Origin of the sequence: Marinobacter koreensis, assembly GCF_023156285.1 — a bacterium.
Taxonomy (GTDB): Bacteria; Pseudomonadota; Gammaproteobacteria; order Pseudomonadales; family Oleiphilaceae; genus Marinobacter; species Marinobacter koreensis.
Genome location: NZ_JAKZAJ010000002.1, coordinates 301,931 through 324,664 on the forward strand (window position 1 = coordinate 301,931; position 22,734 = coordinate 324,664).

General features: G+C 60.9%; 19 protein-coding genes. 6 read left to right on the top strand and 13 right to left on the bottom strand.

The features are described from left to right. Positions 1-4 precede the first annotated feature (4 nt). The 3 genes from MLD04_RS06475 to MLD04_RS06485 form a co-directional block, all read right to left on the bottom strand. Positions 5-697 (bottom strand): ankyrin repeat domain-containing protein, encoded by a 693-nt coding sequence (locus MLD04_RS06475; protein ID WP_248155926.1) that lies wholly within the window; start codon positions 695-697, stop codon positions 5-7. 79 nt (positions 698-776) lie between these two features. Further along, positions 777-2,915 carry a tRNA(Met) cytidine acetyltransferase TmcA gene (locus MLD04_RS06480; protein WP_248155928.1) on the bottom strand — a complete coding sequence of 713 codons (2,139 nt, stop codon included), beginning with the start codon at positions 2,913-2,915 and terminating at the stop codon, positions 777-779. Continuing rightward, entirely contained in the window at positions 2,915-3,292 is a 378-nt protein-coding gene (locus tag MLD04_RS06485; protein ID WP_248155930.1) for a DUF2237 family protein, read from the bottom strand. The genes MLD04_RS06480 and MLD04_RS06485 overlap by 1 nt, the downstream gene beginning before the upstream one ends. 185 nt (positions 3,293-3,477) lie before the next feature. Between MLD04_RS06485 and MLD04_RS06490 the strand changes: the two genes are divergently transcribed. The 3 genes from MLD04_RS06490 to MLD04_RS06500 all read left to right on the top strand — a co-directional run bounded on the left by MLD04_RS06490 (position 3,478) and on the right by MLD04_RS06500 (position 7,674). Beyond that, a complete protein-coding gene (locus tag MLD04_RS06490; protein WP_248156850.1) occupies positions 3,478-5,793 on the top strand; it encodes an ATP-dependent helicase in 2,316 nt (771 codons plus the stop codon). A gap of 113 nt (positions 5,794-5,906) precedes the next feature. Continuing rightward, positions 5,907-7,112 (top strand): OmpA family protein, encoded by a 1,206-nt coding sequence (locus tag MLD04_RS06495; protein WP_248155932.1) that lies wholly within the window; start codon positions 5,907-5,909, stop codon positions 7,110-7,112. Between the two features lie 79 nt (positions 7,113-7,191). Then, positions 7,192-7,674, top strand: a complete 483-nt coding sequence (locus MLD04_RS06500) for a DUF4124 domain-containing protein (RefSeq protein ID WP_248155934.1) — start codon at positions 7,192-7,194, stop codon at positions 7,672-7,674. On the opposite strand, the gene MLD04_RS06505 is transcribed toward MLD04_RS06500, so the two are convergent. From MLD04_RS06505 to MLD04_RS06515, 3 genes are read right to left on the bottom strand one after another with little or no spacing between them, the layout of a single operon-like run. After that, on the bottom strand, positions 7,631-8,923 hold the full coding sequence (locus MLD04_RS06505; protein WP_248155936.1) for a methyltransferase: 1,293 nt from the start codon (positions 8,921-8,923) through the stop codon (positions 7,631-7,633). The genes MLD04_RS06500 and MLD04_RS06505 overlap by 44 nt on opposite strands. Continuing rightward, complete coding sequence (locus MLD04_RS06510) at positions 8,920-10,191, bottom strand: D-amino acid dehydrogenase (RefSeq protein ID WP_248155937.1); 1,272 nt, start codon at positions 10,189-10,191, stop codon at positions 8,920-8,922. The genes MLD04_RS06505 and MLD04_RS06510 overlap by 4 nt, the downstream gene beginning before the upstream one ends. A 19-nt stretch (positions 10,192-10,210) precedes the next feature. After that, positions 10,211-11,041 carry a polyphosphate kinase 2 family protein gene (locus MLD04_RS06515; RefSeq protein WP_248155939.1) on the bottom strand — a complete coding sequence of 277 codons (831 nt, stop codon included), beginning with the start codon at positions 11,039-11,041 and terminating at the stop codon, positions 10,211-10,213. A 118-nt stretch (positions 11,042-11,159) separates the two neighbouring features. Between MLD04_RS06515 and MLD04_RS06520 the strand changes: the two genes are divergently transcribed. From MLD04_RS06520 to MLD04_RS06530, 3 genes are all read left to right on the top strand, one after another. Then, entirely contained in the window at positions 11,160-11,969 is an 810-nt protein-coding gene (locus tag MLD04_RS06520) for a TatD family hydrolase (protein ID WP_248155941.1), read from the top strand. Then, a complete protein-coding gene (locus tag MLD04_RS06525) occupies positions 11,966-13,174 on the top strand; it encodes an HD-GYP domain-containing protein (protein WP_248155943.1) in 1,209 nt (402 codons plus the stop codon). The genes MLD04_RS06520 and MLD04_RS06525 overlap by 4 nt, the downstream gene beginning before the upstream one ends. A gap of 66 nt (positions 13,175-13,240) precedes the next feature. Next, entirely contained in the window at positions 13,241-14,857 is a 1,617-nt protein-coding gene (locus MLD04_RS06530; protein WP_248155945.1) for a Na/Pi cotransporter family protein, read from the top strand. Here the strand turns inward: MLD04_RS06530 and MLD04_RS06535 are convergent. The 7 genes from MLD04_RS06535 to MLD04_RS06565 all read right to left on the bottom strand — a co-directional run bounded on the left by MLD04_RS06535 (position 14,818) and on the right by MLD04_RS06565 (position 22,732). Beyond that, complete coding sequence (locus MLD04_RS06535) at positions 14,818-17,106, bottom strand: diguanylate cyclase domain-containing protein (RefSeq protein ID WP_248155947.1); 2,289 nt, start codon at positions 17,104-17,106, stop codon at positions 14,818-14,820. The genes MLD04_RS06530 and MLD04_RS06535 overlap by 40 nt on opposite strands. Beyond that, positions 17,103-18,062 carry an ABC transporter substrate-binding protein gene (locus tag MLD04_RS06540; RefSeq protein WP_248155949.1) on the bottom strand — a complete coding sequence of 320 codons (960 nt, stop codon included), beginning with the start codon at positions 18,060-18,062 and terminating at the stop codon, positions 17,103-17,105. Before MLD04_RS06540 ends, MLD04_RS06535 begins: the two co-directional genes overlap by 4 nt. Before the next feature lie 113 nt (positions 18,063-18,175). Next, positions 18,176-19,084 (bottom strand): LysO family transporter, encoded by a 909-nt coding sequence (locus tag MLD04_RS06545; protein WP_248155951.1) that lies wholly within the window; start codon positions 19,082-19,084, stop codon positions 18,176-18,178. A gap of 12 nt (positions 19,085-19,096) precedes the next feature. After that, positions 19,097-19,414, bottom strand: coding sequence for a DUF2288 domain-containing protein (locus tag MLD04_RS06550; protein ID WP_008939761.1), 318 nt, complete (start codon positions 19,412-19,414; stop codon positions 19,097-19,099). Positions 19,415-19,498: 84 nt separating this feature from the next. Further along, positions 19,499-19,891 (bottom strand): response regulator, encoded by a 393-nt coding sequence (locus MLD04_RS06555; RefSeq protein WP_248155953.1) that lies wholly within the window; start codon positions 19,889-19,891, stop codon positions 19,499-19,501. Then, entirely contained in the window at positions 19,875-21,029 is a 1,155-nt protein-coding gene (locus MLD04_RS06560) for a response regulator (protein ID WP_248155955.1), read from the bottom strand. The genes MLD04_RS06555 and MLD04_RS06560 overlap by 17 nt, the downstream gene beginning before the upstream one ends. After that, positions 21,026-22,732 (bottom strand): diguanylate cyclase, encoded by a 1,707-nt coding sequence (locus MLD04_RS06565; protein ID WP_248155957.1) that lies wholly within the window; start codon positions 22,730-22,732, stop codon positions 21,026-21,028. The genes MLD04_RS06560 and MLD04_RS06565 overlap by 4 nt, the downstream gene beginning before the upstream one ends. Positions 22,733-22,734: the final 2 nt, after the last annotated feature.

Below are 22,734 nucleotides of genomic sequence, written 5' to 3' on the forward strand. Positions count from 1 at the left end.
ATGACTACGGGCGGGCGCCCGCCTGCACCAGGAGCATTTCCAGATCCTGGTTCTGGATGGCCCTGGCGCGGTCCAGTGCCGTACTGCCGTCAGCTGCCCGGTAGTTGACGTCCGCACCGGCCGCCAGGAGCATTTCGGCGGTCAGCAGATCGCCGCTGCCCACGATTTTCATTAGCAGGGATTCGCCACCCTGACTGACATTGACGTTCGCGCCAGCCGTCAACAACACTTTGACCACGGCCAGATTGCCCTCCTCCGCAGCTCGGATGACCGGCGTGTAGCCATTGCGATCAACGGCGTTGACCCGGGCACCCGCAGACAACAGCAGTTGCACCAGCCTGCGGCTGCCCGAAGCAGCCGCTTCCATCAGCGGCGTTTCTCCATCAGGCCCGGCCAGATCCGGATCGGCGCCTTCCGACAGCAGGTACCACGCAACCCGGTCTTCGCCCGCCGATACCGCCGCCATCAGCGGCGTACCCTGTTCAGTGACGGTATTGAGAGAATGACCAGCCTCCGCCAGTGCCACGACAGCCTCCAGATCGCCGGAGCGCGCCGAGTCCATCAGTGGTGTGTCGTTCTGGGCGCGGGTCTGATGTTGCAGATTGCTGTGGCCGGAGTCCGAGGCGCAACCGGACAGCAGCCCGAGAATGACAAACGTAAGCAGAAATGAGCGGGCAGCGCCGGGTCCCTTGGCCATATCAACGGTCTCTGTTGTTATCGGTTATCAGAATTTGGCCTATTCTGATCAGCACCGGCGGGGATTTAAATCGAGCGGTTCACAACTCCGGACCGTTTTGCAGAAGTTCGCGAACCATTGACCGCAAACGGTCTTCACCATCGCGCTGTCCAAGGCACCGGCCGGATACCTGCAGTTCCGGCCATGAACGTTGCTGCAGCACAGATTCCGCCCACAACAGAGCATCTTCTGACCGTTCCAGCCATTCAATCACGCCCGGGCACTGGCTCAATACCTGCAGCACCGGCAGACACAGGTCGAATCCGCGATGCCCGCGCGCGAAATGAAACAGGTCCCGATGATCGTCCCCGTCCAGGCGGCCGGTTGCCGGCAAGGCCCGGGTCAGCGCCATCACCAGCTCGGGCGACAGATCACGCCAGTGGCCAGCCAGGTAGGCGGTCCAGTACCTGGCCAGCCGTGAGCGCAGGCGCGACACCAGGTCGATACCCGAAACACTCACTCCGGACAACACCTGAAAGGGATACTCGCCACTGGTCGCCTCCTGCTGGAATCCGAGTCGGACGAACGCCAGATCGCAGGCGCGCCAGAAAGCCAGGAGCTCCGGGGTACCACCAAAACTGCTGCCCAGGGTATCCAGCTCCTCACTGACTGCGTAGTTGCGCGCCGCCAGAACCAGCCGTCGGCCAACTCCACCGTGTCGCAGGTCATTGCGCACGGCAATCCGGATTACCCGGAGAGTACGTTGACAGGCCGCCTCGGGAAAGCCGGCGTGCGACGCCAGCGACTGCGGAAGCAGGTGGCCGCGCACTCGCCGTTCCCCCAGGGCGATCTGCGCCCCCAGGTCTTCCGGCAAGCCGCCCTCCCTTGCCGCCCAGAGCACGCCGACAATATGCCCCTGGCAACGGGCGACCCAGCTTACGGCTGCAGGATCGTCCAGCCATTGGCGGAGGTCTGCCGGCGTCGTGCGGTAGTGCGCATCAACAAGCAGGCCGAAGGCCTCGTTTCGCTCTGCCTCCGTGGCTCCAGCCGGCTGCCAGCGCTCGATCCCGATCCCGGGATCAGTCAGATCACCGGTAAAGCCGCTGGCAGACAACAGGAAGAGCCGGTCAATCAACGGTTCCAGCGGATCACCGGCCGCCCAGCGTATCGGTTCACGCAGGGTAAGCCCCTGCCACCGTGGCGTTTCACTCTCCAGTATGGCCCGGAAACGGATATTGAACCCGCGCCCGGCGCCTTCGTACCCGTGTACGGTGGAGCAGAAAGCCACTCTCGGCCAGCCCGTGAGTATACGTTTCAGAGTATGGGGCGGTATGGCGGCGGCCTCATCGACGAGGACCACTTCCGCGTCTGGACGCTCCGCCAGCAAAGCCTGAACGGGCAGAAAATTCAGCTCCCCGCCGTTAACACAGAGCAGCCGACCATCGTCTTCCGCTGCCAGCTCATCGCCGAGCGTTTCCCGCGCATGCCGGAACAGCGTGGCCACACTTACCCGGCTGGGCGCGGTGACCAGCACCCGTTGCCGTCCCTGCTGCAGGAGCCTTGCAGCCGCCATGCCCAGGGCAGCCGATTTGCCGCGACCGCGATCGGCCGTCACCACGACCGGACGGCGACGACGGCCAAGGCCGAAGGTCACCAGCTGGTCTACCAGTTGTTGCTGATCCGCATTGGTTCCTACGCTGAATGGTCGCTCTGCAACCGGCAAGGACGGTAGCCGAACCTGTTCCGGTGTTGCAGCGTTCACCCGTATCACCGCGGGATCCGCGCCCAGAATGGTCGCCATCCGGTCGGCGAAGGCGTGATACCGAGCCGAATCCAGGCCGGTACGGGCATAATCCGGATCGGGCCAGGCCGACCATTGCGACAGCGGCGGCATGAGCCAGAACAGCAGGCCACCGGCCGTCAGGGTGCCGGCAATGGCTGCGAGTCCATCCGGCGGATTGCCATGCCAGCCGTCCCAGACTACCAGTCCGAGTTCACGCCCGAGCCAGGACCGGGCTTTGCCCGGGGCAACGGTGGCCAAGTCAGGGTCAGGAGAGGCTTCCGGTGAGCCCACCCAGAGTCCGGGTCTGGACGACAGCGATGGCAACAGGCGGCCTAACCAGTCAAGTGCCGCGTCCCGATCCCCTTCGATCAGAACCAGGCGACGTTCGCCCAGGGCGGCAAGCCGGTCCAGCAGATGCTGCCAGTCGGCGGTCTGCGCAGAAGCCTCCCGGGGCATCAGCTGAGGTCGGCTGCGTGGGCTTTCAGGTCAGCGAGATCACACGCTTCCAGCGCGGCCCGATGGGTTGCTCGCAGGCGAACCCTCGGGGCGCTTCCGGCTTCGAAGGCTTCCTGCCAGCGCCCGGCACACAGGCACCAGCTGTCGCCGGCTTTCAGGCCAGGAAAGCCGAATTCCGGTCTCGGGGTGCTCAGGTCGTTGCCCCGGGCTTTGGAGAAGTCGAGGAAGTCGTCGGTGACGACGGCGCAGACGGCGTGAACGCCCAGGTCGTCGGGGCCGACATTGCAGCAGCCGTCGCGGTAGAAGCCGGTTTCGGGGTCGGTGCCGCAGGTTTCCAGCTTTTCGCCCAGGACATTCACCGATTCAGATATCTGCATTTTCTGGTCCTCTGGTCTGGGAGCCAGCAACCTTTTGACAGGCTTTCCAAAACCCGCTCAAGCACATCCATGTGACGCTTGAGCTCCGCCATCCCTGGCTCCGCACAGTTTTGGAAAGCCTGTCAAAAGGTCGCTCTCAAGTTGGGAGACGATCGTTCATCATGTTTAATTCACTGCCCGCAATTATGCGGGACCGGTATCTCTGCTACCAGTTGCCCATTACAATACCGGCCATGCCGACCAACCCCCAAACTCCTGACATTGCCAACCTGCCTGATTACCTGACCGATGAACAGCGGGCGATCATTACCGCCGGCTACGAGCATTCGGTGATTACCGCCGTGGCAGGGAGTGGCAAGACCTCCACGCTCGCATGGCGAATCCGCTATCTGCTGGAGCAGGGACACGATCCGGCCCGGATGCTGGTGCTGATGTTCAATCGCAGCGCCCGGGTGGATTTCGAACGCAAACTGCAGGAGGTATGTCATCAGTCATGGCTGGCGCTGCCGGAAATCCGGACCTATCACGCCATGGGGCTGCGGCTTTACAGGCGGTTTGTCCGGGAGGGGTATCTGCCGGGCTTCTCGGAGAAGATCCTGACCGAGCAGGAGATCGGGTTTCAGGCCTGGCAGCTGACGCGGCGGTTGGCGCCGGAGGATCTGGCGGATGAGATCCGGCGCAACAAGAAGGATTTTGTGGAAACAGCCACAGGGTTCATCGACCTGGTGAAGACCACGTTGTCGCCGGCGGAGGTGGTGTTCGAGGAGCTGGGGTACTCGGACAAGCACAAGTACCTGGTCGACCTGTTCCACAGCTTCGAGCAATGGCGCAAGCGTCAGAGTCGCATCAGCTATGCGGACATGCTCTATGAACCGGTGATGGCCATCCATCAGAATCCGCCGCTGCAGCGGCTGGTGGGGAACAAGATGGATCTGATTCTGGTGGATGAGTACCAGGACACCAACGAGATTCAGCACCTGCTGCTGCGTTACGTGGCCGGCGACCGCGCCCGGGTCACGGTTGTGGGCGATCCGGACCAGACCATCTATGAGTTCCGGGGCGCCAAACCGGAGTTCATTCTCAAGCGCTTCAGTGACGAATTCGAAAGCCCGCTGGAGCAGACCCTGAGCTATACCTTCCGCTACGGCCACCGGGTGGCGCTGCTGGCGAACCATCTGATCAGCCACAACACCGGCCGCAAGGATGTGCTGTGTCATTCGCACCCCAGCACACCGGATACCGAAATCCACCTGCACCGTGTCGAAAGCGACAGCGATCAGGTTCTGCAGCTTCTGGGCGAAATCGAGCCAGGGAAACTGGATGGTGTCGCCATTCTTTTCCGGGTCTGGAGCCAGAGCGTTCCAATCGAACTGAAACTGCTGGCTCGACAAATCCCCTACCGGATTGATGCCGGCAAGGGCGCCTTGTTCAGCCGGGAAGTACAGGCGATCACCGCCCTGCTGATGGTGGTCACCGGCCATCTGGCGAGGCTCCCGGATGCCGACCGGCTGGATCTGGCCCGGCAGCTGTTGCGGTTTCCCCACGTCGGACTGAAAGAGCCGGAGCTGGAGCATCTGGCACAGCAACTGGCAACGCAGGATGGGCGCTGGCATGAGTACCTGCTGGCCATGGAGTTTGATGCCCTGGGTCCGCTGCCCGCCAGAAAGCTGCGCAAACTCGGCGAGGTGCTTGGACAGCTTCAGGGGTTTGCTGGCCCGGTGGCCGGACTGATCAGCGTTTATGCCGAACACACGGACTTGTATGAGGGCATCCGGAGTCTTGCCCTGACTCACGAAAGCGCGGAAGAGCGCATCGATACCATTCAGGGGTTCCGGCAGTACCTCAAGGGACTGGACGTGGATGCAAAGGGCGCACTGGCACACCTGAAGACGCTGAAACAGCAGGCGGGCGAGAAGCAGACGGGCGGCGTTTTGCTCTCCACCATCCACCGGACCAAAGGCCTGGAGTGGCCCGTGGTGATCATCCCCGGATTGCAGGAGAAATACCTGCCGTACAGCCCCCGGCAACACGACGATGCCCGGGCCTTTCTGGAGAGCGAGCGACGACTGCTGTATGTGGCCATGACCCGTACCCGTCAGTCGCTGCATCTGATCACCCGACCGGTCAGCAAGCGTCCTCACCTGGACGGCGACCAGGGCCCGAGCCGGTTCGTCCAGGAATTCTGTTTCGAGCTGTCACAGGCATTCGGGACGGCCCTGGATCTCCGCCCGGATGAGTCGCCGCTGTCGTTCTCCGTGCCTCTTACCCCGATCAGTCAACGCTATGCCGAACGGGAAGGTGTGACGCTGGAGGGTGCCATGGCGCAGGCGGACACCCGGGAGGAACCGGTCTGGCATTGCCAGCGTGTCAGTCATGCCGTTTTCGGCGCCGGACAGGTGGTGAATGAGGACGAAAGCTCTTTCGAGGTGCACTTCGACAACGGCGACACTCTGAACTTCAGCAAAAAAAGTGCGCATCTGTATTTCACCTCCCTGTCGTAAACAATACAGGGGCCAGCAGTTTTGTGTTTTTTGGCCCCATCGCCTAATTTCCAAGTAAGCGGCATTTCTATATTGTGCCTGCAAACCTCAAAAGACCAGAAAGGAGATTCTGAATGAGCATGATGCGCCCCCTCGCGGTAGCAGCTCTCGCCACGACACTGGCCACGCCCGTGCTGGCAGCAGAACGTCAGGAAACCATCTACATCAATCCCTTCGCCGGCTTCCAGCTGTTCGATGACGCCCGTGATCTGAGCGAGACCGGCACCTTCGGCGTGGGTGCGGAATATCGCTTCGCGCCCCGCTGGTCCGTTGAGGCGGTCTATTCCCGCGCCGACGCGGATCGCAAGTATGTACCTGGCTCCTCCGATTTCGAGGAAATCCGGGTCGACGGTACCTATTATTTTGCCGGACCGGACGAAGCCTGGAATCCATACGTCTCACTGGGTGCCGGCAACGCCGACTTCGGCACCGATCCGAACGGACCGCGTACGGCGGGCACCAACCACGATGAAACCCGGGTCAACCTGGGCACCGGCGTTCGCTACAACATCAGCGACAGCGTCTCGCTTCGGGGCGACTTGAGGGAATTCCATGGCATCGACGAGAGCACCTTCGACACCATGGTGTCTCTGGGCCTGAGCTTTGCCTTCTCTCGCACCGTCGGAACGGCCACGCCCGCTGCACCGGCGGATAGCGATAATGATGGTGTCCCCAACACCCGCGACCAGTGCCCTGGCACCACGGCTGGCGCCGTTGTCGATGACACCGGTTGCGAGCCGGATGCGGATATGGACAGTGTGGCGGATGCCCGCGACGCCTGCCCGAATACTCCGACCGGCGCAGAAGTCGATGCCCGCGGATGTGAGATCGACAGCGACAACGATGGCGTTGTGAACAGTCAGGACCAGTGTCCGAACACGACGGCGGGTGCCGAGGTAGACGAACAGGGCTGTGAGGGTGTCACCGAAACCGTCCAGACGTTCACCATCGAGGTGAAGTTCCCGTCCAACAGTTCTGTGATCGGCAATGCTTACGATTCTGAAATTCAGAGGGTGGCTGACTTCCTCAAGGAGAACCCGGAAACCTTCGTCGAAATCGCCGGTCACACGGACAACCGGGGCGAGGCGAAATACAACCAGTTCCTGTCCCAGCGCCGCGCAGAGGCCGTAGCCCGTCGGCTGACCGGACCATTGGGTGTTGATCCGGACCGCGTCAACGCGGTGGGTTACGGTGAATCCGATCCGATTGCCTCCAACGACACCGCCGAAGGCCGCGCCGCCAACCGTCGGGTCGAGGCACGTATCCAGGTTCGTCGCTAAGTGCGACCGGACGGGCTACGTTCATGAAGGCGCCTGCGGGCGCCTTTTTTCTTGGTCTGTTCGGGAATGCAGTGTTCGTATGCCACATCCCTTCCTGCTGATACTGCTGTTGCTGGGCCTGCCGTCAATGGCAGACGCCCAGGTGTATCGCTGCGAGGACGGTCAGGGCGTCACCTTCGCCGATCATCCCTGCAGCGAAACCGCACAGACCGTGGACATTCCCGATAACCGGCTCGGGGGCCGCTTCGACCAGAACCTGCCTGAACCAGATCCCGCTTCCGACAAAACTGCGGATTCGGATGCTTCGGCAACACCGGAAGCAGGCTCGACCTGCCGGTTCATCAACTCAACGGACCTTCGGCGCTACATCGTCCGGCAGCAGGTGATTCCGGGAATGACCCGGGAAAACGTGCGCCGGGCGTTCGGTTCGCCACCCGAGCGCTACACCGATCCGCAGGAAGTCTGGATCTACCAGACCCGATACTACGGAGCCCTGTATGAGCTCACCTATGTGTATTTCAGGGATGGCTGCGTGGATCACGTGGAGTATCGGAAACCCTGACCGCGTCCACCAGCAGGTTTCTCGGCGTCAGCGCCCGTTCACAGAAAGTCCCCAGACGGACCTCATAGCCCTGTTCTTCAAGGAATACGGCGTAATCCAGCACCAGCCAGAGTTCCAGCGGACGCCGGAACAGATGTCGCAATAGCTCGTGCCGTTGAACCTGGCGATGCCGGCGTTCACCCTCCCGACGCCAGTGCACCCAGTCGAGTGAATCCGGCAGGGGCAGTCCCTTCTTCGCCGCAGCCCACTGACAGAAGCCCTCAAAGTCGCCATGGTTCAATCGTGAGGGATGGGAGGGCACCGGAAGATAGTCATCGACGCCACGGAGTGCCCGCTGCAGGGCATCAAAGCCGAGACGCCACTGACGAACACGGACCCTCTGCGCCCGCACCCTGGCCGGCGCTGTGACCGTTTCCTGAACCGCAAGGCGGAGTTCCTCGCGAGACAGGACGAGGGCGTTAACGGCCGATCGCACCCGGGTGGCCATGGGATGATAGGCGTCGGACACGGTCCGATGATAGCAGCAGGGGGAAAAACTGATCCGGGGCGCCTGGCTGTCACTCCCTTTGGCGATCAGGCGGCGGTGGAGATCACCACAGGCATGAAGTGCCACGCCGTGGGCGACATCCGGCCAACGCAGTTCCGGCGCCATCACATCCTGACAGTGAATGGTTAACCGGTCCGAAAACCGTGCCGCCAGACGGTTTCCGTCCTCGACCAGGGCCGCATCCCACTCGAACCCGTTCACCGGTGCGGTGCATTGGCGGGCCAGCGTTCGCGTAAGGTGGCCTTTGCCACAACACCAATCCAGCACCGGTCCGTTCAGCGGCAGAATTGCCGCGGCAAAGGCGCCGGCCTGGGCGCGTTTGCGGCCGGGCATGTCGGTCGCATCAACCTCGTCCAGGGTGACCCTGGCCACAGCGGCCTCCGGGGGCGAGATCGCCGACAGATCGGTCAGTGCCGGATAGTCAGCCATTCCCGGTACCCAATGGGCAATGCGGGACGCCAGCTCCGCCGGATGCCTGTCGAAATAATCGAGAGCAGCCGGGTCGAGAGCATCGAGCCACCGGACCAGCCCTGGAGACCGGCCCTCCCACTGTGGAGACGGTGTCTTGAATGGCGCCGGACGCCAGAACCCGGCATGGCTGGCCAACCAGTCATTCAGGCACTCCCAGCGGGTGTAAAACGATGGCGTCGGCTCGTGCCCTGTGCGGCAACCTGGAGCACTCCCTTCGGAACGAGTAATCATTCCTGAAAGCGGCCGGGCCTAAACGCATCCAGACAGATCGCGGGCTCCTCGCCGTCGATGATCTGAGCGATCACATCCGCACTGCCGGCGGACAGCGTCCAGCCGAAAGTGCCGTGACCGGTATTCAGATAGAGATTCTCGCGCGGACCACGACCAATGATAGCCGGACCGTCCGGAGTCATTGGCCGGAATCCGGTCCAGGTTTCGGCCGCCTTCAGATCCGCACAGCCCGGGAATCGGGACTCCACCGATTTGCGAATTGTTGCCAGCCGGCTTTCAGGGATATCCCGGTTGAAATCCGCCAGTTCAACGAACCCGGTCGCCCTCAGCCGATTGCCAAGGCGGGTACTGACGACCTTGTAGTTGTCGTCGTGAATGGTACTGGCGGGTGCCCGATCCGCATCACGCAGGGGAACGGTGATGCTGTACCCCTTCACCGGATAGATCGGGAGGTTCAGGCCCAGCGGCCGGACCAGCGACGGCGACCAGCACCCGGCACTGATCACGAAGGCATCGGCCTGAATGACTTCCCGCAGCCCCTGTTCATTGCGGATGGCGACCGCATCCACCCGGCGTTCACCCGCCACGAGATTTTCCACCTCGACGTTGAAACGAAACGACACCCCCTGCTTTTCGCACTCGGCGGCCAACGCCCGGGAAAACAGGTGACAATCTCCGGTGCCATCGGTGTCAAAACTCAGGGCACCATAGAGCGGCCCGGGGCCCACCATGCCGGGCTCGGCCTCCCGCGCCTGCTCGGGCGTCAGCAGACGGGAAGCGATACCCATTTCCTCAAGGAGCTGGTGTACCTCCCGATATCCGTCCATGGCTTCCGGCGTACTGGCCAGATGAAGCAGGCCCTTGTGTGCACCGTCGAAGGCAAGGTCGAGCTCCTTTTCCAGTTTCAGGAAACGATCCCGGCTATGCATACCCAGGCGCAGCATGGCACGGCGATTGAGGCCGAACAGGCCCGGCGACCAGGCATACCGGAGCGTGGCAAACATGAAGCGCACGGCTTCCACAGACGGCGGTATACGAAGCTTCAGCGGCCCGTCGGCCTTGAACAGCCAGGGGATCGCCTTGAGTACCATGGACGGATCGGCCCAAGGATAGACCACACCGTAGGATCGCTGTGCCGCGTTGCCCTTGCTGGTCTCATTACCGGTAATCCCGTGTCGCTCCAGCAGGGTGACCTGATGCCCCCGGCGATTCAATTCATAGGCGGTTGTGACACCAACCACACCCCCACCTACGACCACAATATGCATGTGCGCCTCCGCTTGCTTGCTACCGGACCCCATTCTTCGCCAGCAGGCGCCGGTATTCGTCCAAAATGGCTTCATCCTCTGCCGGGTAGTCCGGCGCCAGCCGAATCAGCTGATCCGCCAGAATGGCCGCCACAATGGCCCTGGCTTCCGGCTTACGATCGCCCGGAATGATGAACCAGGGCGCCTCCTCGATGTGAGTGGCTGCCAGCGCCTCTTCGGCAAAACCTTCATAATCTGCCCGTTTTGCCCAGCCATCAATATCGGATTTATCGAATTTCCAACGCTTGCGAGGCTTGTCCAGCCGTTTGAGGAGCCGGTGACGGTGCTCATCCCCGGACAGGTTCAGCCAGATTTTCAGAATCGTCGTGCCTTCCCGGACCAGATGCCGTTCGAAGTGACGAATGGATCGATAGCGACCGGGCCAGTCGTACTGCTCCGGGTTCAGGACCGGCCAGACCCGTTCTCCGATGACGGCCTCGTGATGACTGCGATTGAAGGCGACCATTTCGCCGAAGGCCGGCAGATAGGGCGTCACACGCCACAGGAAATCATGGCGGGCTTCCAGGCCCAGCGGTCGACTGAAGGACCACGCATGGAACCCGGCAGGGTCGGCGTAGGTCGAGAGCGTGCGAATCAGACTGTCCTTGCCGCTGGTATCCGGGCCGTGAACCACCACCAGTAATCCCTTCCGCCGGTTGGCCCAGAGTCGACGCTGGTATTCACCGATGGTCTCCAGACTGTCCTGCAGATCCGGCAATTCCGAATCCTCGGGCGCCAGGGTCGGATAGTCCCGGAATCGCGGGCGCTCCGGGGCGTAACACCAGTGTTCGGCAAACGCCGTCATCTCCATAAGTGGTTTTCCTATCGCCTTGATGTAGGTCAACAATCACACAACCTGCTAGAATTGCGCGTTCAAGTTCCCAGAATAGCAGCCCCGACGCGGGTTGCGATGGAGTTCAGCCCGAGTAATGAGCAAGAAGCGTCGCGAGATTCCCGTTTTCGATCATCCCATCATCGAAACCCACTGCCACCTGGACTACCTCAAGGATCGCCCCCTCGAGGAAACCCTGGAAGAGAGCCAGCGGGTCAACATTGAGCGGGTCATCACGATTGCGGTGGCCCCGGACAACCTGGCAAAGGTCCGCGAACTCAGTAACGTGGCGCCCTGGGTCTACGGTACCCAGGGCATTCATCCCCACGAAGCGGAAACCTACACGGACGCGGTAGAAGAAGAGATTCGCCGGCACGCGGGCGACGAGAAGATCGTGGCCGTGGGCGAAATCGGTCTGGACTATTTCTACGACAACGCCGACCGTGAGGTACAACGCAACGTCTTCCGTCGCCAGCTGCAACTGGCCTGTGACGCCGACCGGCCGGTGGTCATTCACAGCCGCGAAGCCGACGAGGACACCATCGCTATCCTGAAGGAATTCGAGAACAGCCTTACACGACGCGGTGTCATCCACAGCTTCACATCCGGTCCAGGGCTGGCCAAGTACGCCCTGGACCAGGGCTGGTGTCTGGGCTTCAATGGCATTACCACCTTCAATAAGGCCGAGAACGTCCGGGACATCGTGCGCATGTCGCCCATTGAGCAGATTCTGTTGGAGACCGACGCGCCGTTCCTTACTCCGGTGCCCTACCGTGGGCGTGAGAACGCGCCTTTCTACCTGCCGTTTGTGGCCGAGAATATCGCGAAGGTCAAAGACCTGCCCCTGGAGCAGGTGCTCAGCCAGACCTACCTGAACAGCCTACGGACGTTTTTTTCCGAACAATGATCAAACGCATACCGGTTTCGGCCCTCAAGGTCGGGATGTACATCACCGACCTGAACAACGACTGGATTCCTCACAACACCCAGCGCAAGCGGGGTTTTATCAAGCGTGAGGAAACCATCGAGAAAATCCGCCAGATGGGGGTGAAATACATCTACATCGACACCGGGCGGGGTCTCGATACCCAGGATGCCGAAACCGCCGGCGAAGTCGATCGCAGGAACGAAGCTGCGCTACAGAAAGCGGGCGAAACGTCGCCCGGTCTCAGAGCGGCGACGCCGATGGAGGAAGAGATCGTTATTGCCCAGCAGATCCACTCCCAGGCACAGGGTCTGGTGGGCAGCTTCCTGAACAACGTGAAGATGGGCACCGCCGTGGATGTGGCTCCGATCCACCAGCTGGCGGACGAATTGCAGAACTCGGTGTTCCGGAATGCGAATGCGCTGAGTTGCCTGGGCCGGATACGGGAGAAAGACAACTACCTGTTGGAGCACTCCGTCAACCTCAGCGTGCTCATGTCGCTGTTCGGAAATTTCCGGAAACTGTCATCCGACGTGCTGCACCAGACGATTGTCGGCGCCCTGCTCCACGACCTGGGCAAGATCCTGACCCCCGACGAGATCCTGCACAAACCCGGTCGACTGACGGCAGAAGAATTCGAGGTCATGAAGCTCCACGCCCGTCATTCCCGGGACATCCTCTCAAGCACGGAAGGTATCGGCGAGATTAGTGTCATTACCGCCGCCCAGCACCACGAGAAGCTGGACGGCAGCGGCTATCCCGAAGGCCTGAAAGGCGACGAGATATCCGAATACGGCCGCATGGTCGCCATTACGGACGTATACGATGCTATTACGGCCGATCGCGTCTACCACAAGGGGATGACCCCCACCCAGGGCCTGAAAAAGCTGCTGGAATGGAGCGGCGACCACCTCGATCCGGTACTGGTCAAGCAGTTCATCCGGTGCCTGGGGCTGTACCCCGTGGGCTCACTGGTTCTGCTTGAGAGCGGAAGGCTGGGTGTGGTCGTGGAAACCAACGATCACGATCAACGTCTGCCAGTAGTCCGCCTGATGTACCACACCCGTTTTCGCATGCCGATCCCGGTTGAAACCCTGGACCTATCGAAGCCCAACGTCCAGGACCATATCATTCGCGCCGTCGACCCGGACGATTATCACATCGACATCCGTAAATTCCTGATTTGAGTCAGCGGGGTTCTCCCCCGGTCTGCTATCCTCGGAATATTACATCGGTCACGACACCCGCTTTACATGATGGCATCCCTTTTCCAGATTCTCGGTGGCCTGGCCCTGTTTCTCCTGGCCATGGAAATGATGACGGACGGTCTGAAAAGTGCCGCCGGACATCATCTGCGTCATATGCTGGGAAGCTGGACCCGTACGCCACTGCGTGGCCTGGCTGCGGGTTGCCTGATTACCGGCCTGGTGCAATCCTCGGGCGCCGTGACCGTGGCCACCCTGGGATTCGTCAATGCCGGCCTGCTGGGGCTCGGCCAGTCCCTGGGCGTGATCTTTGGGGCCAACATCGGTACCACCGTCACCGCCTGGCTGGTCAGCCTGATCGGCTTTGGCTTCAACATCGAAGCCATTGCGCTTCCGCTGTTGACCTGCGGGGTGGCCCTGAAACTGATCAGCAATCGTTCGCGGGTCCAGTCACTCGGACAGGCCCTGGCCGGCTTCGCCCTGTTTTTCCTGGGCTTGTCCATTCTGAAAAGCTCCCTGGAAGGTTTCACCGCAGGTTTCGACAACCAGCACCTGCTGGCCAATGCCTACGGACTGCCGGCCTGGCTTCTGACCGGCTTTCTGGCGACCGTGCTGACGCAATCCTCCAGTGCCGCGCTGGCCATTGTCCTGACCGCCGCGGCCGGCGGCCTGATCCCGCTCAACAGCGCGGCAGCAGCGGTAATCGGGGCCAACCTGGGATCCACCTCCACGGCGGCGCTTGCCGCCATCAAGGCAACGGCCAACGCCCGACGACTGGCCATCGGCCATATCCTGTTCAACGCCATGACGGGAGTCGTCGCCCTGCTCATTCTTCCAATCATGCTCTGGGTGGTCGAACGGCTGGCAGACTGGCTTGATATGACGGCCAATGTGGCCGTCTCCCTGGCGCTGTTTCATACCCTGTTCAATGTCATCGGGGCCCTGATCATGATGCCCCTGACACCTCGCTTTGCCTACCTGCTCAGCCGCCTGTTCCGGAGCCAGGAAGAAGACAACGCCGAACCTCGGCACCTCGACAGCACTCTGGTCACCACGCCGGAGGTCGCCGTGTCTGCCGTGGATCAGGAGATGAAACGACTGGTAGGCCTGACACGGGGGCTGCTGCGCGTGTGCCTCGACCGGGAAGACCTGACAGGCGCCCAGATCCAGCCCAAAGTGGAGGCCTGTCGCAGCCTCAATGCGGCCATCAACGAATACATATCGAGACTCCGGGCGGAAAAGATGCAGCCGGCCACCGTAGATGCCCTTACTGATACCATACGGGCCTGCCGATATCTGCTTGAGGCCACGGATCTGGCGGTTCAGTTGCTTCAGTTCCGGGATGCCCGGGACGATGTCCGGCTGGCGCCACTGGCCACCCGGATTGATCAGTACCTGGTGACCCTGAGGTCATTGGTGGCCGCAGAAGGCCCAGCGCCGGAGACCTTCGAGCAGTCGGAAGTGCTCTACCACCAACTGAAATCCGGCCTGCTTGCGATGATTGTCCGAACCGAAGTACCGACATCGACCGGAGAAAGACTGCTCGATACGCTGAGCGGGATACGGCGCCTGGCCGACCAGTGGGCAAAATCGCTGGCCTGGCAGCCGGCAACGTCACGACTGAATCACTCCGGGCCGGACTCCCCCACCCTGAACGCGCAATAACGATTGCGCCCGGTCTGTTTGGCCCGGTACATGGCCTGATCTGCCTGCCTCAGGAGCTGGTCACCATCCAGCTCTTCGGGTTGCGGGTAATAGGTGTAGCCCATGCTGGCCGAAACCCGGACCGAGTGGCTGGCAACCCAGGTCGGCTTGGCGATGGCCTGGAGCAGGCGATCCAGCAGGGCCTCAAGCGCCGCAGTATCGCCGACATTGACCACCAGAGCGGCGAATTCGTCGCCACCCAGCCGTGCCAGGGTATCTTCTTCCCGAAGCTCCGCCCGCATGCGGGTGGCGACATCCACCAGCAACTCATCGCCGGCCTGGTGACCAAAGGCGTCATTCACCGGTTTGAACTCATCCAGATCGATATAGACAACGGCCAACCGATAGTCCTGGCGACGCGCCTGGGCCATCGCCTGCTGAAGCCGCTCGGCGAACAGGACCCGGTTAGGCAACTGTGTCAGCACATCGTAGTGCGCCATGGTCCGAAGTTTCTCTTCCTGGGCTTTGAGCTTGCTGATATCGGAAAACAATCCGACAAAATGGGTCACGGAACCATTGTCGTCCCGCACCGGGCTGATGGTCAGGGCCGCCATGTAACGCTGGCCGCCCTGTCGCTTGCTGGCGAATTCTCCACGCCAGAACCCCTGCTGGAGGCAGCTTGAGAAGACCGCAGTGCCCTCGTCCAGCGGCAACGGAGGCAAACGCCCGATGGCCCGGCTGCGCACCCAGCCGGTAATTTCGGTATAGGCATCGTTAACGTCGATCACCATACCGCGGCTATCGGTGATGAATATCGCTTCTCGTGCATGCTCGAAGACACTGGCGGCGAGGCGCTGCCGTTGCTCGGACTCTTTCCGGTCGGTGATGTCATACCACGAGCACAGGATGAATGGCTCGCCCTCACCGGGTTCGTGAATCGGCGCCAACGTCATATCCACCCAGACCTGAGAACCATCGGATCGCCGGAACAGCCATTCCAGTTGTTCCACGGCTCCGTCCCTGACGTGATCCAGCAACGTGGCCAGTTTCGCGCTGGACAGACTGCCATCGGGCTGCAACCGGGGTGAGAAAGCAGCGATGTCCTTCCCGATCAATGACAGTGGCGAACTGAACTGGAGCAGATCGACCGCAGCGCGGTTGCTGTCCATGAACACGGAATCACTGAGCGTGAGCATGGGCTGCGGCCAACTCAGGATCAGACGTCGCAGCCGTTTCTGCTCCTTTCCCAGCTGACGCTTTTTCCGTCCCAGCCAGAGTGCCGTCATCACAAGCATCAACAGCAGAACCGATACGGTAATTATCCAGATGCGGTATTGCTCAAACACTTCCGTCCAGGCAACCCGCGGCACCTGATCGTAGGGCGCAACCCGCAAGCTCCGGGCCAGGGCTTCCACCGAATGGTAATCCGCCGGGGGCGAAAAGCCGGCGATGCCTGCTGCCAGGGCTGCCGGATAGGTATCCTCAATGGAAAACAGCGCCGAGGCGAACCGCCGAACGATCTCGTCATCCACGTGGGGCAATGCGGCCATGGGCCACTCCGGGTAAAGACGGGTTGAGACGACGAAGGGAAAACCTCTCAGATCCTGCCGGTTCACGACATGTATGCGGTCAGCCAAGGTGGGGTCCTCGGCCTCCAACTGCTCAAGAATCCCGGACCTGACAAATCCTACATCCGCATCCCCGGCCAACACCGCGCGAACCACCCGGTCGTGGGTCCCTACCAGTTTGAAACGGTTCTCCCGACGGGCATCCACGCCGGCATTTTCCAGTTCAAAAAGAGGCGCCAGGAAACCGCCCAGATAGTCCATACCCGGTGTGGCAACGGTCTTGCCCGCGACATCTGCGAGGGTCTGGATATCATTGCGGCCCGCCTCTGTGAATATCACCCCTCCGAGACTCGAGGTTGCCGTCTCGCCCTCTTTGCGAACGAGGGTGGCCAGAACACCCGTCAGGCTGCGCTCACTGCGGATAACCAGAAAATGACTGGGATTGGTCATGAAAAAATCAAGCTGGTTGGCCGCCAGGGCGCTGTTCATTTCCTCCTGAGTCAGCACTTCCAGTTGGATGGGTATACCAATCCGGCCAGACAGGTAGTCCGCCAGCGGCTGGTATCGGTTGACAACGATCGAATCCGGACGGTAGGCGAGGATCCCCAGCTTCAGGGAACTGACCGTCTTTGCCAGCGCCAGGCATGGCGGGGCCAGAGACGCCAGAGTGACAATCAGGAACACCATGATCGCGCGTTTCATGAGGCGTCTCCGGGCAGGAAGGCGTCATTGCTGAGCACAGGCGTCGTCAGTGCCCGCGACATCAATCCCTCGCCCAGAAGCAGGCGGGACAGGTGCCGGGCAACCGTATCGATACGACCATTGGTCTCGAGATACCGACGATTGGCGGCCAGATCGGGCAGCATGACCGTCGCCAACGCCGAACGGACATCGTCTGGTGAAACACCCTGACGGGCAGCTACCCGGTAGACCGAGTCATACATGTTGCGAACAAGGTAACGCAACCCGGAAAAGTGCGCCTCCAGAAGATCCGGCACCACCTGGGGGTTCGACCTGACCTCTTCACGGGTCACAACCAGCACGTCGAAAATGGTATCCGGCACCATACTGCTGTCAAACAGCCGCTCTCCGCCGGCGTCTTCCAGAAGCGAGGCGACAGGTTCATAACACACCGACGCGTCCACCTCATTCCGTTTCCAGGCATCAAGGTGTTCATCCACCGGCAGGTCCACAATGACCACCTGTTCCGGGGCAATATCCGCTCTGTCGAGAATGGTCAGTAGCAGGGTGCCGGAAACACCGCCAAGTTCCGTGGCGATACGCTTGCCCCGCAGTTGATCAATCGATCGGATACCCGGCCTGACGATGAGCACATCCGCTCCGGCCGACACATCGGCAACGCCCACCACATACAGCTCCGGCCCTTCGACATGCACCCGGATCGCCTCATCCAGCGTCAGGGCCGCACCGGCCAACGTGCCGGACTGGAGGCCGTCGATCGAATCCGCCGACGACTGGCCTTTTATCAACTTAACGTCATCGCTGAGCCAGCCAAACTCCTCAGCCAGGTACAAGGGCTCGTAGCCAATCCAGGGATGAACGCCAAAACGGAGGGGTTTTCGGCGCGAACAGCCACCAAGACCGGAGACTGCCAGACCCGCGGCAAGGGAGAGACCAATGAATTCGCGGCGGTGCATGCGGGCGTCAGGTCCTTGTACTTCGGGAAGGCCGGTGGTTACCTTTTGCACGATAGTCTATCGCGTCCTATAGAGGCCACCAAATTTATCCCGAATTTGCATCAGATCAACTATCAGCCCAGGGCCAGGAAAACCCCCATCAGAACGGGCGAAAGAAAGGACAGCAGAAAACCCGAGGCAATCGCGACCGGGACACAGGCCAGGCCGCCACTGTTCTTGATGACCGGCAAAGTGAAATCCATGGCCGTGGCACCGCCATAGCCGATCGCCATTGCAGGCCGGGACCGGATGATGACCGGGATCAGTGCCAGGGCAATGATTTCCCGAAGCACGTCGTTCAGGAAAGCCACGCCACCCCAGGCCGGCCCCAGGGCATCTCCCACCACGATGCCAGACAGGGAATACCAGCCAAACCCGGATACCAGGGCCAGCACATCGTGCCAGGGCAAGTCCAGAACCGGCATCAGCAACAGCCCTGCAACCAGGGAACTGGCGGTAACCGCCAGGGCCATACCCAAACCGAAGCGATTGACCAGCAAACGACGCAGGGAGAGCCCTGCATTACGAAGCTGCAAGCCAATCAGGAAAAGCAACAGCATCAAGGCACCGGTGGCCACCTGATCGACCATGGGCAGGGCAGGCAGCAGGAAAAATCCGGCCAGAAGCCCGGCAACAACCGCCATCAAGGGTTTGAGCCCGGCGAGAAACAGGCGCCGATACCCCGCCTGACCGGCTTCTGTCGGCTCATCGATCGGCATCGGGTCCCAACGATGACACAGCCAGAGCCCCAGCATATTGGCGGCCAACAGGGTAATAACCAGCACACCAACCTGGCCAGCCATGTTCGCCAGCTGGTCAACCAGCCCTTCCATCTGACCCAGCCCCAGACCGAGCAGCGCAAGAATGAAATAGACCAGAACCTCCACAGTGTGGTGGATAACGGTCATGACACGCCGATTGGACAGGGACAGGGCAAAGCCAAGGAACAGCGGCGCCAGGATGAGCAAAGCTCCGGTCAACATAGATGTCTCGATTCAGTGAAGTTTCTGGCCGGATTGATCCTGGACCAGGACCCAGGGCGCCACCACCACGGCCCATAATTCAGCATTGCGGTCGTACCAGGCGCGAGCCAGATCCGGGCTGACTTCGCCCACCAGGTCTTCGCGCATCCAGCTTTCAAACCGGGCCTTGTTGTCCTCGGTGAGCTCGGCGGCAACCTCCAGAAGGTCCAGCGCCGGCGCCACCCGGACAACGTTGCCACGGGCGTAGTAGGTTTGCAGTTCGTGCCAGTGAATACGGGACGTTTCGAGGTTCAGCTTTGCTTTCAGTTCGTCCCGGGAGGAAGTTGCCATAGGTGCCTCTCGCTGCAAGATCAGAATCCGGGCGCAAGCCTACCGAAAAAGGCGCGTCGGCGCACCAGCCGGGGCACGCAAAGATCAGCTGTCTGCAAGGATATGACGGATCGTGTCGGCCAGCGTCATCGGGTCAAAGGGTTTGGGAATCACGCCGAGCGCACCCAACTTGAGATAGTGATCCACTTCGGATTCCTGGAGCCGTGCAGTCATGAAAATCACCGGCACATCCCGCACTCCCTGATCGTTACGGAGCGCCTGGAGGGTTTCGGGACCATCCATGCCGGGCATCATGACATCCAGCAGTACCAGATCGGGCGCAAAACCGGGGGCCTCCAGCAAGCCCGCTTCCCCGCTTTCGCAGGTCCGGACGGTGAAACCGCCAACATCCTCAAGCGCCAGCTCGGCAATGGCGCGGATATCGGGATCATCCTCGATATACAGGATACGGGCAGCCCGATCAGTTGGTAGAAGCATTGTCCGGAACCTCCTGCTGGCTGCCACCCAGGCCGAGCCGTCTCATCAGCCTCCGGCATTCGTCAGTCTCGGTTTTACCATCGGCCAGCAAAGCGGCAGTCCTCATCAGAAGACAATCCTCCTGGGTCGAACCCTTCGGCAGGAAGTGAACGGCCCCGATCATTTCACGCAGCTCCAACGCGAGGCGCCACTGGACTTTCAACTCATTGCCAAACGTTTGCGCCCACTTCCGGAGGCATTCCTCGGCCTCGGCTTCATCAAGGCTCCCACCCTGTAAAACGTATTCGTTCAACACCCTCAATACGGCCAGCTCGCCAACACGACTGAGCAATGCCGCCTTCTGAAACGCAAAGGGCGACTTTTTGAGACTCAGAGCCAGGCGCTGGGCCTCCTTCGAGATCGACAGCGTCATGTCCCGGTAGCGATCGGCGAGCATTTTCAAAACCGGACTTTGCATGGCGCCGGACACATCCAGCGACAGCGCCAGCACGTAGTTGAGCGCCATCGGTATACCGAGAAAGCTGATGGCATCCCTGAGGGTCTGGATGGGCTCTCCAGAACGCCTGAGCGATGCCCCATTGGACACATCAAGGAGGCGCGCCAGAATACCCGTCTGATCCCGCCAACGTTCGGCGAGCTGAGCCGACGAGAGCTGATCCCGGCGCGTTATCAAATCCAGGACTTCGGTGACGTCCATAGCCCCGGGCAGCTGAACAATATGGCCCTGGTAGCTGGCCAACATCTCGGCCGGCGTACGCGAAGACACACCATCATCCCTGACTTTCAACAGCGCACTCAGGCGTTTATGGAGCACATCAACGTTGAACGGTTTGGTGATGTAGGCGCTTATTCCGTAGTGGGCCGCCTGCAACACGGAATCCCGGTCTGAACGCCCGGACACCATGACGATCGGCAAATCCCGGTCCTTCGACCGAATGGTTTTCACCAGCTGAAGCCCGGAACCATCCGGGAGATTCCAGTCTGCCACCACCAGGTCAAAAGACGATTCCTGCAGGGCCGATCTGGCCCCACGCACATCCGGGGCCAGCGTTACCTGCATCCCGGGATGCAGCCCGACCAGCACCGTTTCGAGGAGCTCACCTACCAGCTCATCGTCTTCAATAATCAGGGATTTCAATGGGCCTCCTGCGGAGCGTTCTGGGGCCCCGACCGAAAAACCGTAACGCCGTTTCTGCCATTGTACTTACGCCGATACAGTGCTGTGTCTGCGGCGTTGAGCGACTCGTCCGCCGTGCTCAGGGCATGGATGGCAGCGATCCCGGCACTCAAGGTGACGTGGAAACGGTCCTGGCCAGCGGTAAATGCCAGTGCCGAGAAACTGGCGGCGATGTCTTGCATGACCCTCTCCGCGTCGTCGAGATCACATCCCGGCATGACGACCAGAAACTCCTCACCACCATAACGGCCAATCAGATCCGTTTCGCGCAACCGGTTGCGCAACAGATTGGCCAGCGATTTGATGACCGTATCGCCGACCATATGCCCCCAGGTATCGTTCACCGTCTTGAAATGATCCAGATCCAGCATCACGACTGCCGAGGTGTGCCCGTCACGACGGCACCGCGCCACTTCCTGCTCCAGAGTCTGCTTGATCAATGAGTGTTTCAGCAAACCGGTCAGGCTGTCCTGATTCATGAGGTCCGAAAGCAGGCGGGCTCTCAGGCAACGGATCTGCACCGAGCGCACCAGATAATCATCGGACACCGGTTTCATGAGAAAATCGTCCGCGCCCTTGGACAGGGCATCCAACTGGATGTCCGGATCGTCCTCCGAGGACAGGTATATAATCGGCAGACTCAGCCACTGCGCATCGAACCGGATCATGCGGGCCAGGTGGACCCCCGAATACCCATCCAGTTGCACGTCCATCAAGACCAGATCCGGACGGAATGCGGCCATATCCGACAACAGCCTGGTCGGATCATTGACGATCCGCACGTCAATGCCTGCCAGATGCAGCACCAGCCGGTAATGCTCTGCAAGATCCGGATCGTCTTCGACGAGAATCACCCTCCCCCGGGTACCCCGGGCCTGATCCGCAGACAGTTTTTCTATGCGCTCCACCAGCTCCGGCAGCTGTATCGGATCCGGGAAAAATCCCCGAGCGCCGTTTTCAGCCAACTCATATCGATTGTCAAAAGAATCGTGTCCACCGACTGCAAAAATCGGCAACCGGAGAATAGCCGGATCCGAACTCGAATTACGGACCGTCCGGACCTTCGGGACTTTCACCGGCGACGCCAGAAGCGCGACGACACCCGAGTTCTCGGCGCAATCAATCGCGGTCATCATGGCATCGACGGACACTTCCAGGCTATCAAACCCGTAACTCGACAGTTCCCGACACAGCAATGAGGCCCGATCTGTATCCTCATCCACGATCAGTAACCGTGCCTGTTTACCCTCAAGCCGGGTTCGGTCGAATACATTCGCCTTATCAAGAGATGGGTCATGCGCGCTGCTCGTTTGATGGCCAGCTAGTGAGCGGAGTACCTGAAGCCCGGACGACAGTTCCTCGAAAAGCCTTGCCTTATGTCCCGAATCAAGCCTGCTTTCATCCTCTATGCAGGCAACCGGTTTGAGGACCTTTTCCAGCGCGCGCGCCGTCCGCCCGACATCCGGCATACCAAAGGTTCCGGCCGAGCCGGCGAGACGATGGAGGCGATGATACGCCGAGCACAGTGCGCCACCGTCATCATCAGAAACCAGACGATCCGCTTCTTTCTGCAGACACTCCAGATCTTCGGAAAGCCGGACAAGGAAGCGCTCTCTCAATCTGGCCAGCTTGGCAGGCATGTCTGGTGCGTTGGTATACGGCAAAC

Bases quoted from the DNA above. Each gene is read 5' to 3' on its own strand.
- MLD04_RS06485 (WP_248155930.1), bottom strand. From the start codon at position 3,292: ATGCAGATATCTGAATCGGTGAATGTCCTGGGCGAAAAGCTGGAAACC.
- MLD04_RS06500 (WP_248155934.1), top strand. From the start codon at position 7,192: ATGCCACATCCCTTCCTGCTGATACTGCTGTTGCTGGGCCTGCCGTCA.
- MLD04_RS06475 (WP_248155926.1), bottom strand. From the start codon at position 697: ATGGCCAAGGGACCCGGCGCTGCCCGCTCATTTCTGCTTACGTTTGTC.
- MLD04_RS06495 (WP_248155932.1), top strand. From the start codon at position 5,907: ATGAGCATGATGCGCCCCCTCGCGGTAGCAGCTCTCGCCACGACACTG.
- MLD04_RS06540 (WP_248155949.1), bottom strand. From the start codon at position 18,062: ATGCACCGCCGCGAATTCATTGGTCTCTCCCTTGCCGCGGGTCTGGCA.
- MLD04_RS06550 (WP_008939761.1), bottom strand. From the start codon at position 19,414: ATGGCAACTTCCTCCCGGGACGAACTGAAAGCAAAGCTGAACCTCGAA.
- MLD04_RS06525 (WP_248155943.1), top strand. From the start codon at position 11,966: ATGATCAAACGCATACCGGTTTCGGCCCTCAAGGTCGGGATGTACATC.
- MLD04_RS06490 (WP_248156850.1), top strand. From the start codon at position 3,478: ATGCGGGACCGGTATCTCTGCTACCAGTTGCCCATTACAATACCGGCC.
- MLD04_RS06530 (WP_248155945.1), top strand. From the start codon at position 13,241: ATGATGGCATCCCTTTTCCAGATTCTCGGTGGCCTGGCCCTGTTTCTC.
- MLD04_RS06520 (WP_248155941.1), top strand. From the start codon at position 11,160: ATGAGCAAGAAGCGTCGCGAGATTCCCGTTTTCGATCATCCCATCATC.
- MLD04_RS06505 (WP_248155936.1), bottom strand. From the start codon at position 8,923: ATGATTACTCGTTCCGAAGGGAGTGCTCCAGGTTGCCGCACAGGGCAC.
- MLD04_RS06515 (WP_248155939.1), bottom strand. From the start codon at position 11,041: ATGGAGATGACGGCGTTTGCCGAACACTGGTGTTACGCCCCGGAGCGC.
- MLD04_RS06535 (WP_248155947.1), bottom strand. From the start codon at position 17,106: ATGAAACGCGCGATCATGGTGTTCCTGATTGTCACTCTGGCGTCTCTG.
- MLD04_RS06545 (WP_248155951.1), bottom strand. From the start codon at position 19,084: ATGTTGACCGGAGCTTTGCTCATCCTGGCGCCGCTGTTCCTTGGCTTT.
- MLD04_RS06480 (WP_248155928.1), bottom strand. From the start codon at position 2,915: ATGCCCCGGGAGGCTTCTGCGCAGACCGCCGACTGGCAGCATCTGCTG.
- MLD04_RS06555 (WP_248155953.1), bottom strand. From the start codon at position 19,891: ATGCTTCTACCAACTGATCGGGCTGCCCGTATCCTGTATATCGAGGAT.
- MLD04_RS06510 (WP_248155937.1), bottom strand. From the start codon at position 10,191: ATGCATATTGTGGTCGTAGGTGGGGGTGTGGTTGGTGTCACAACCGCC.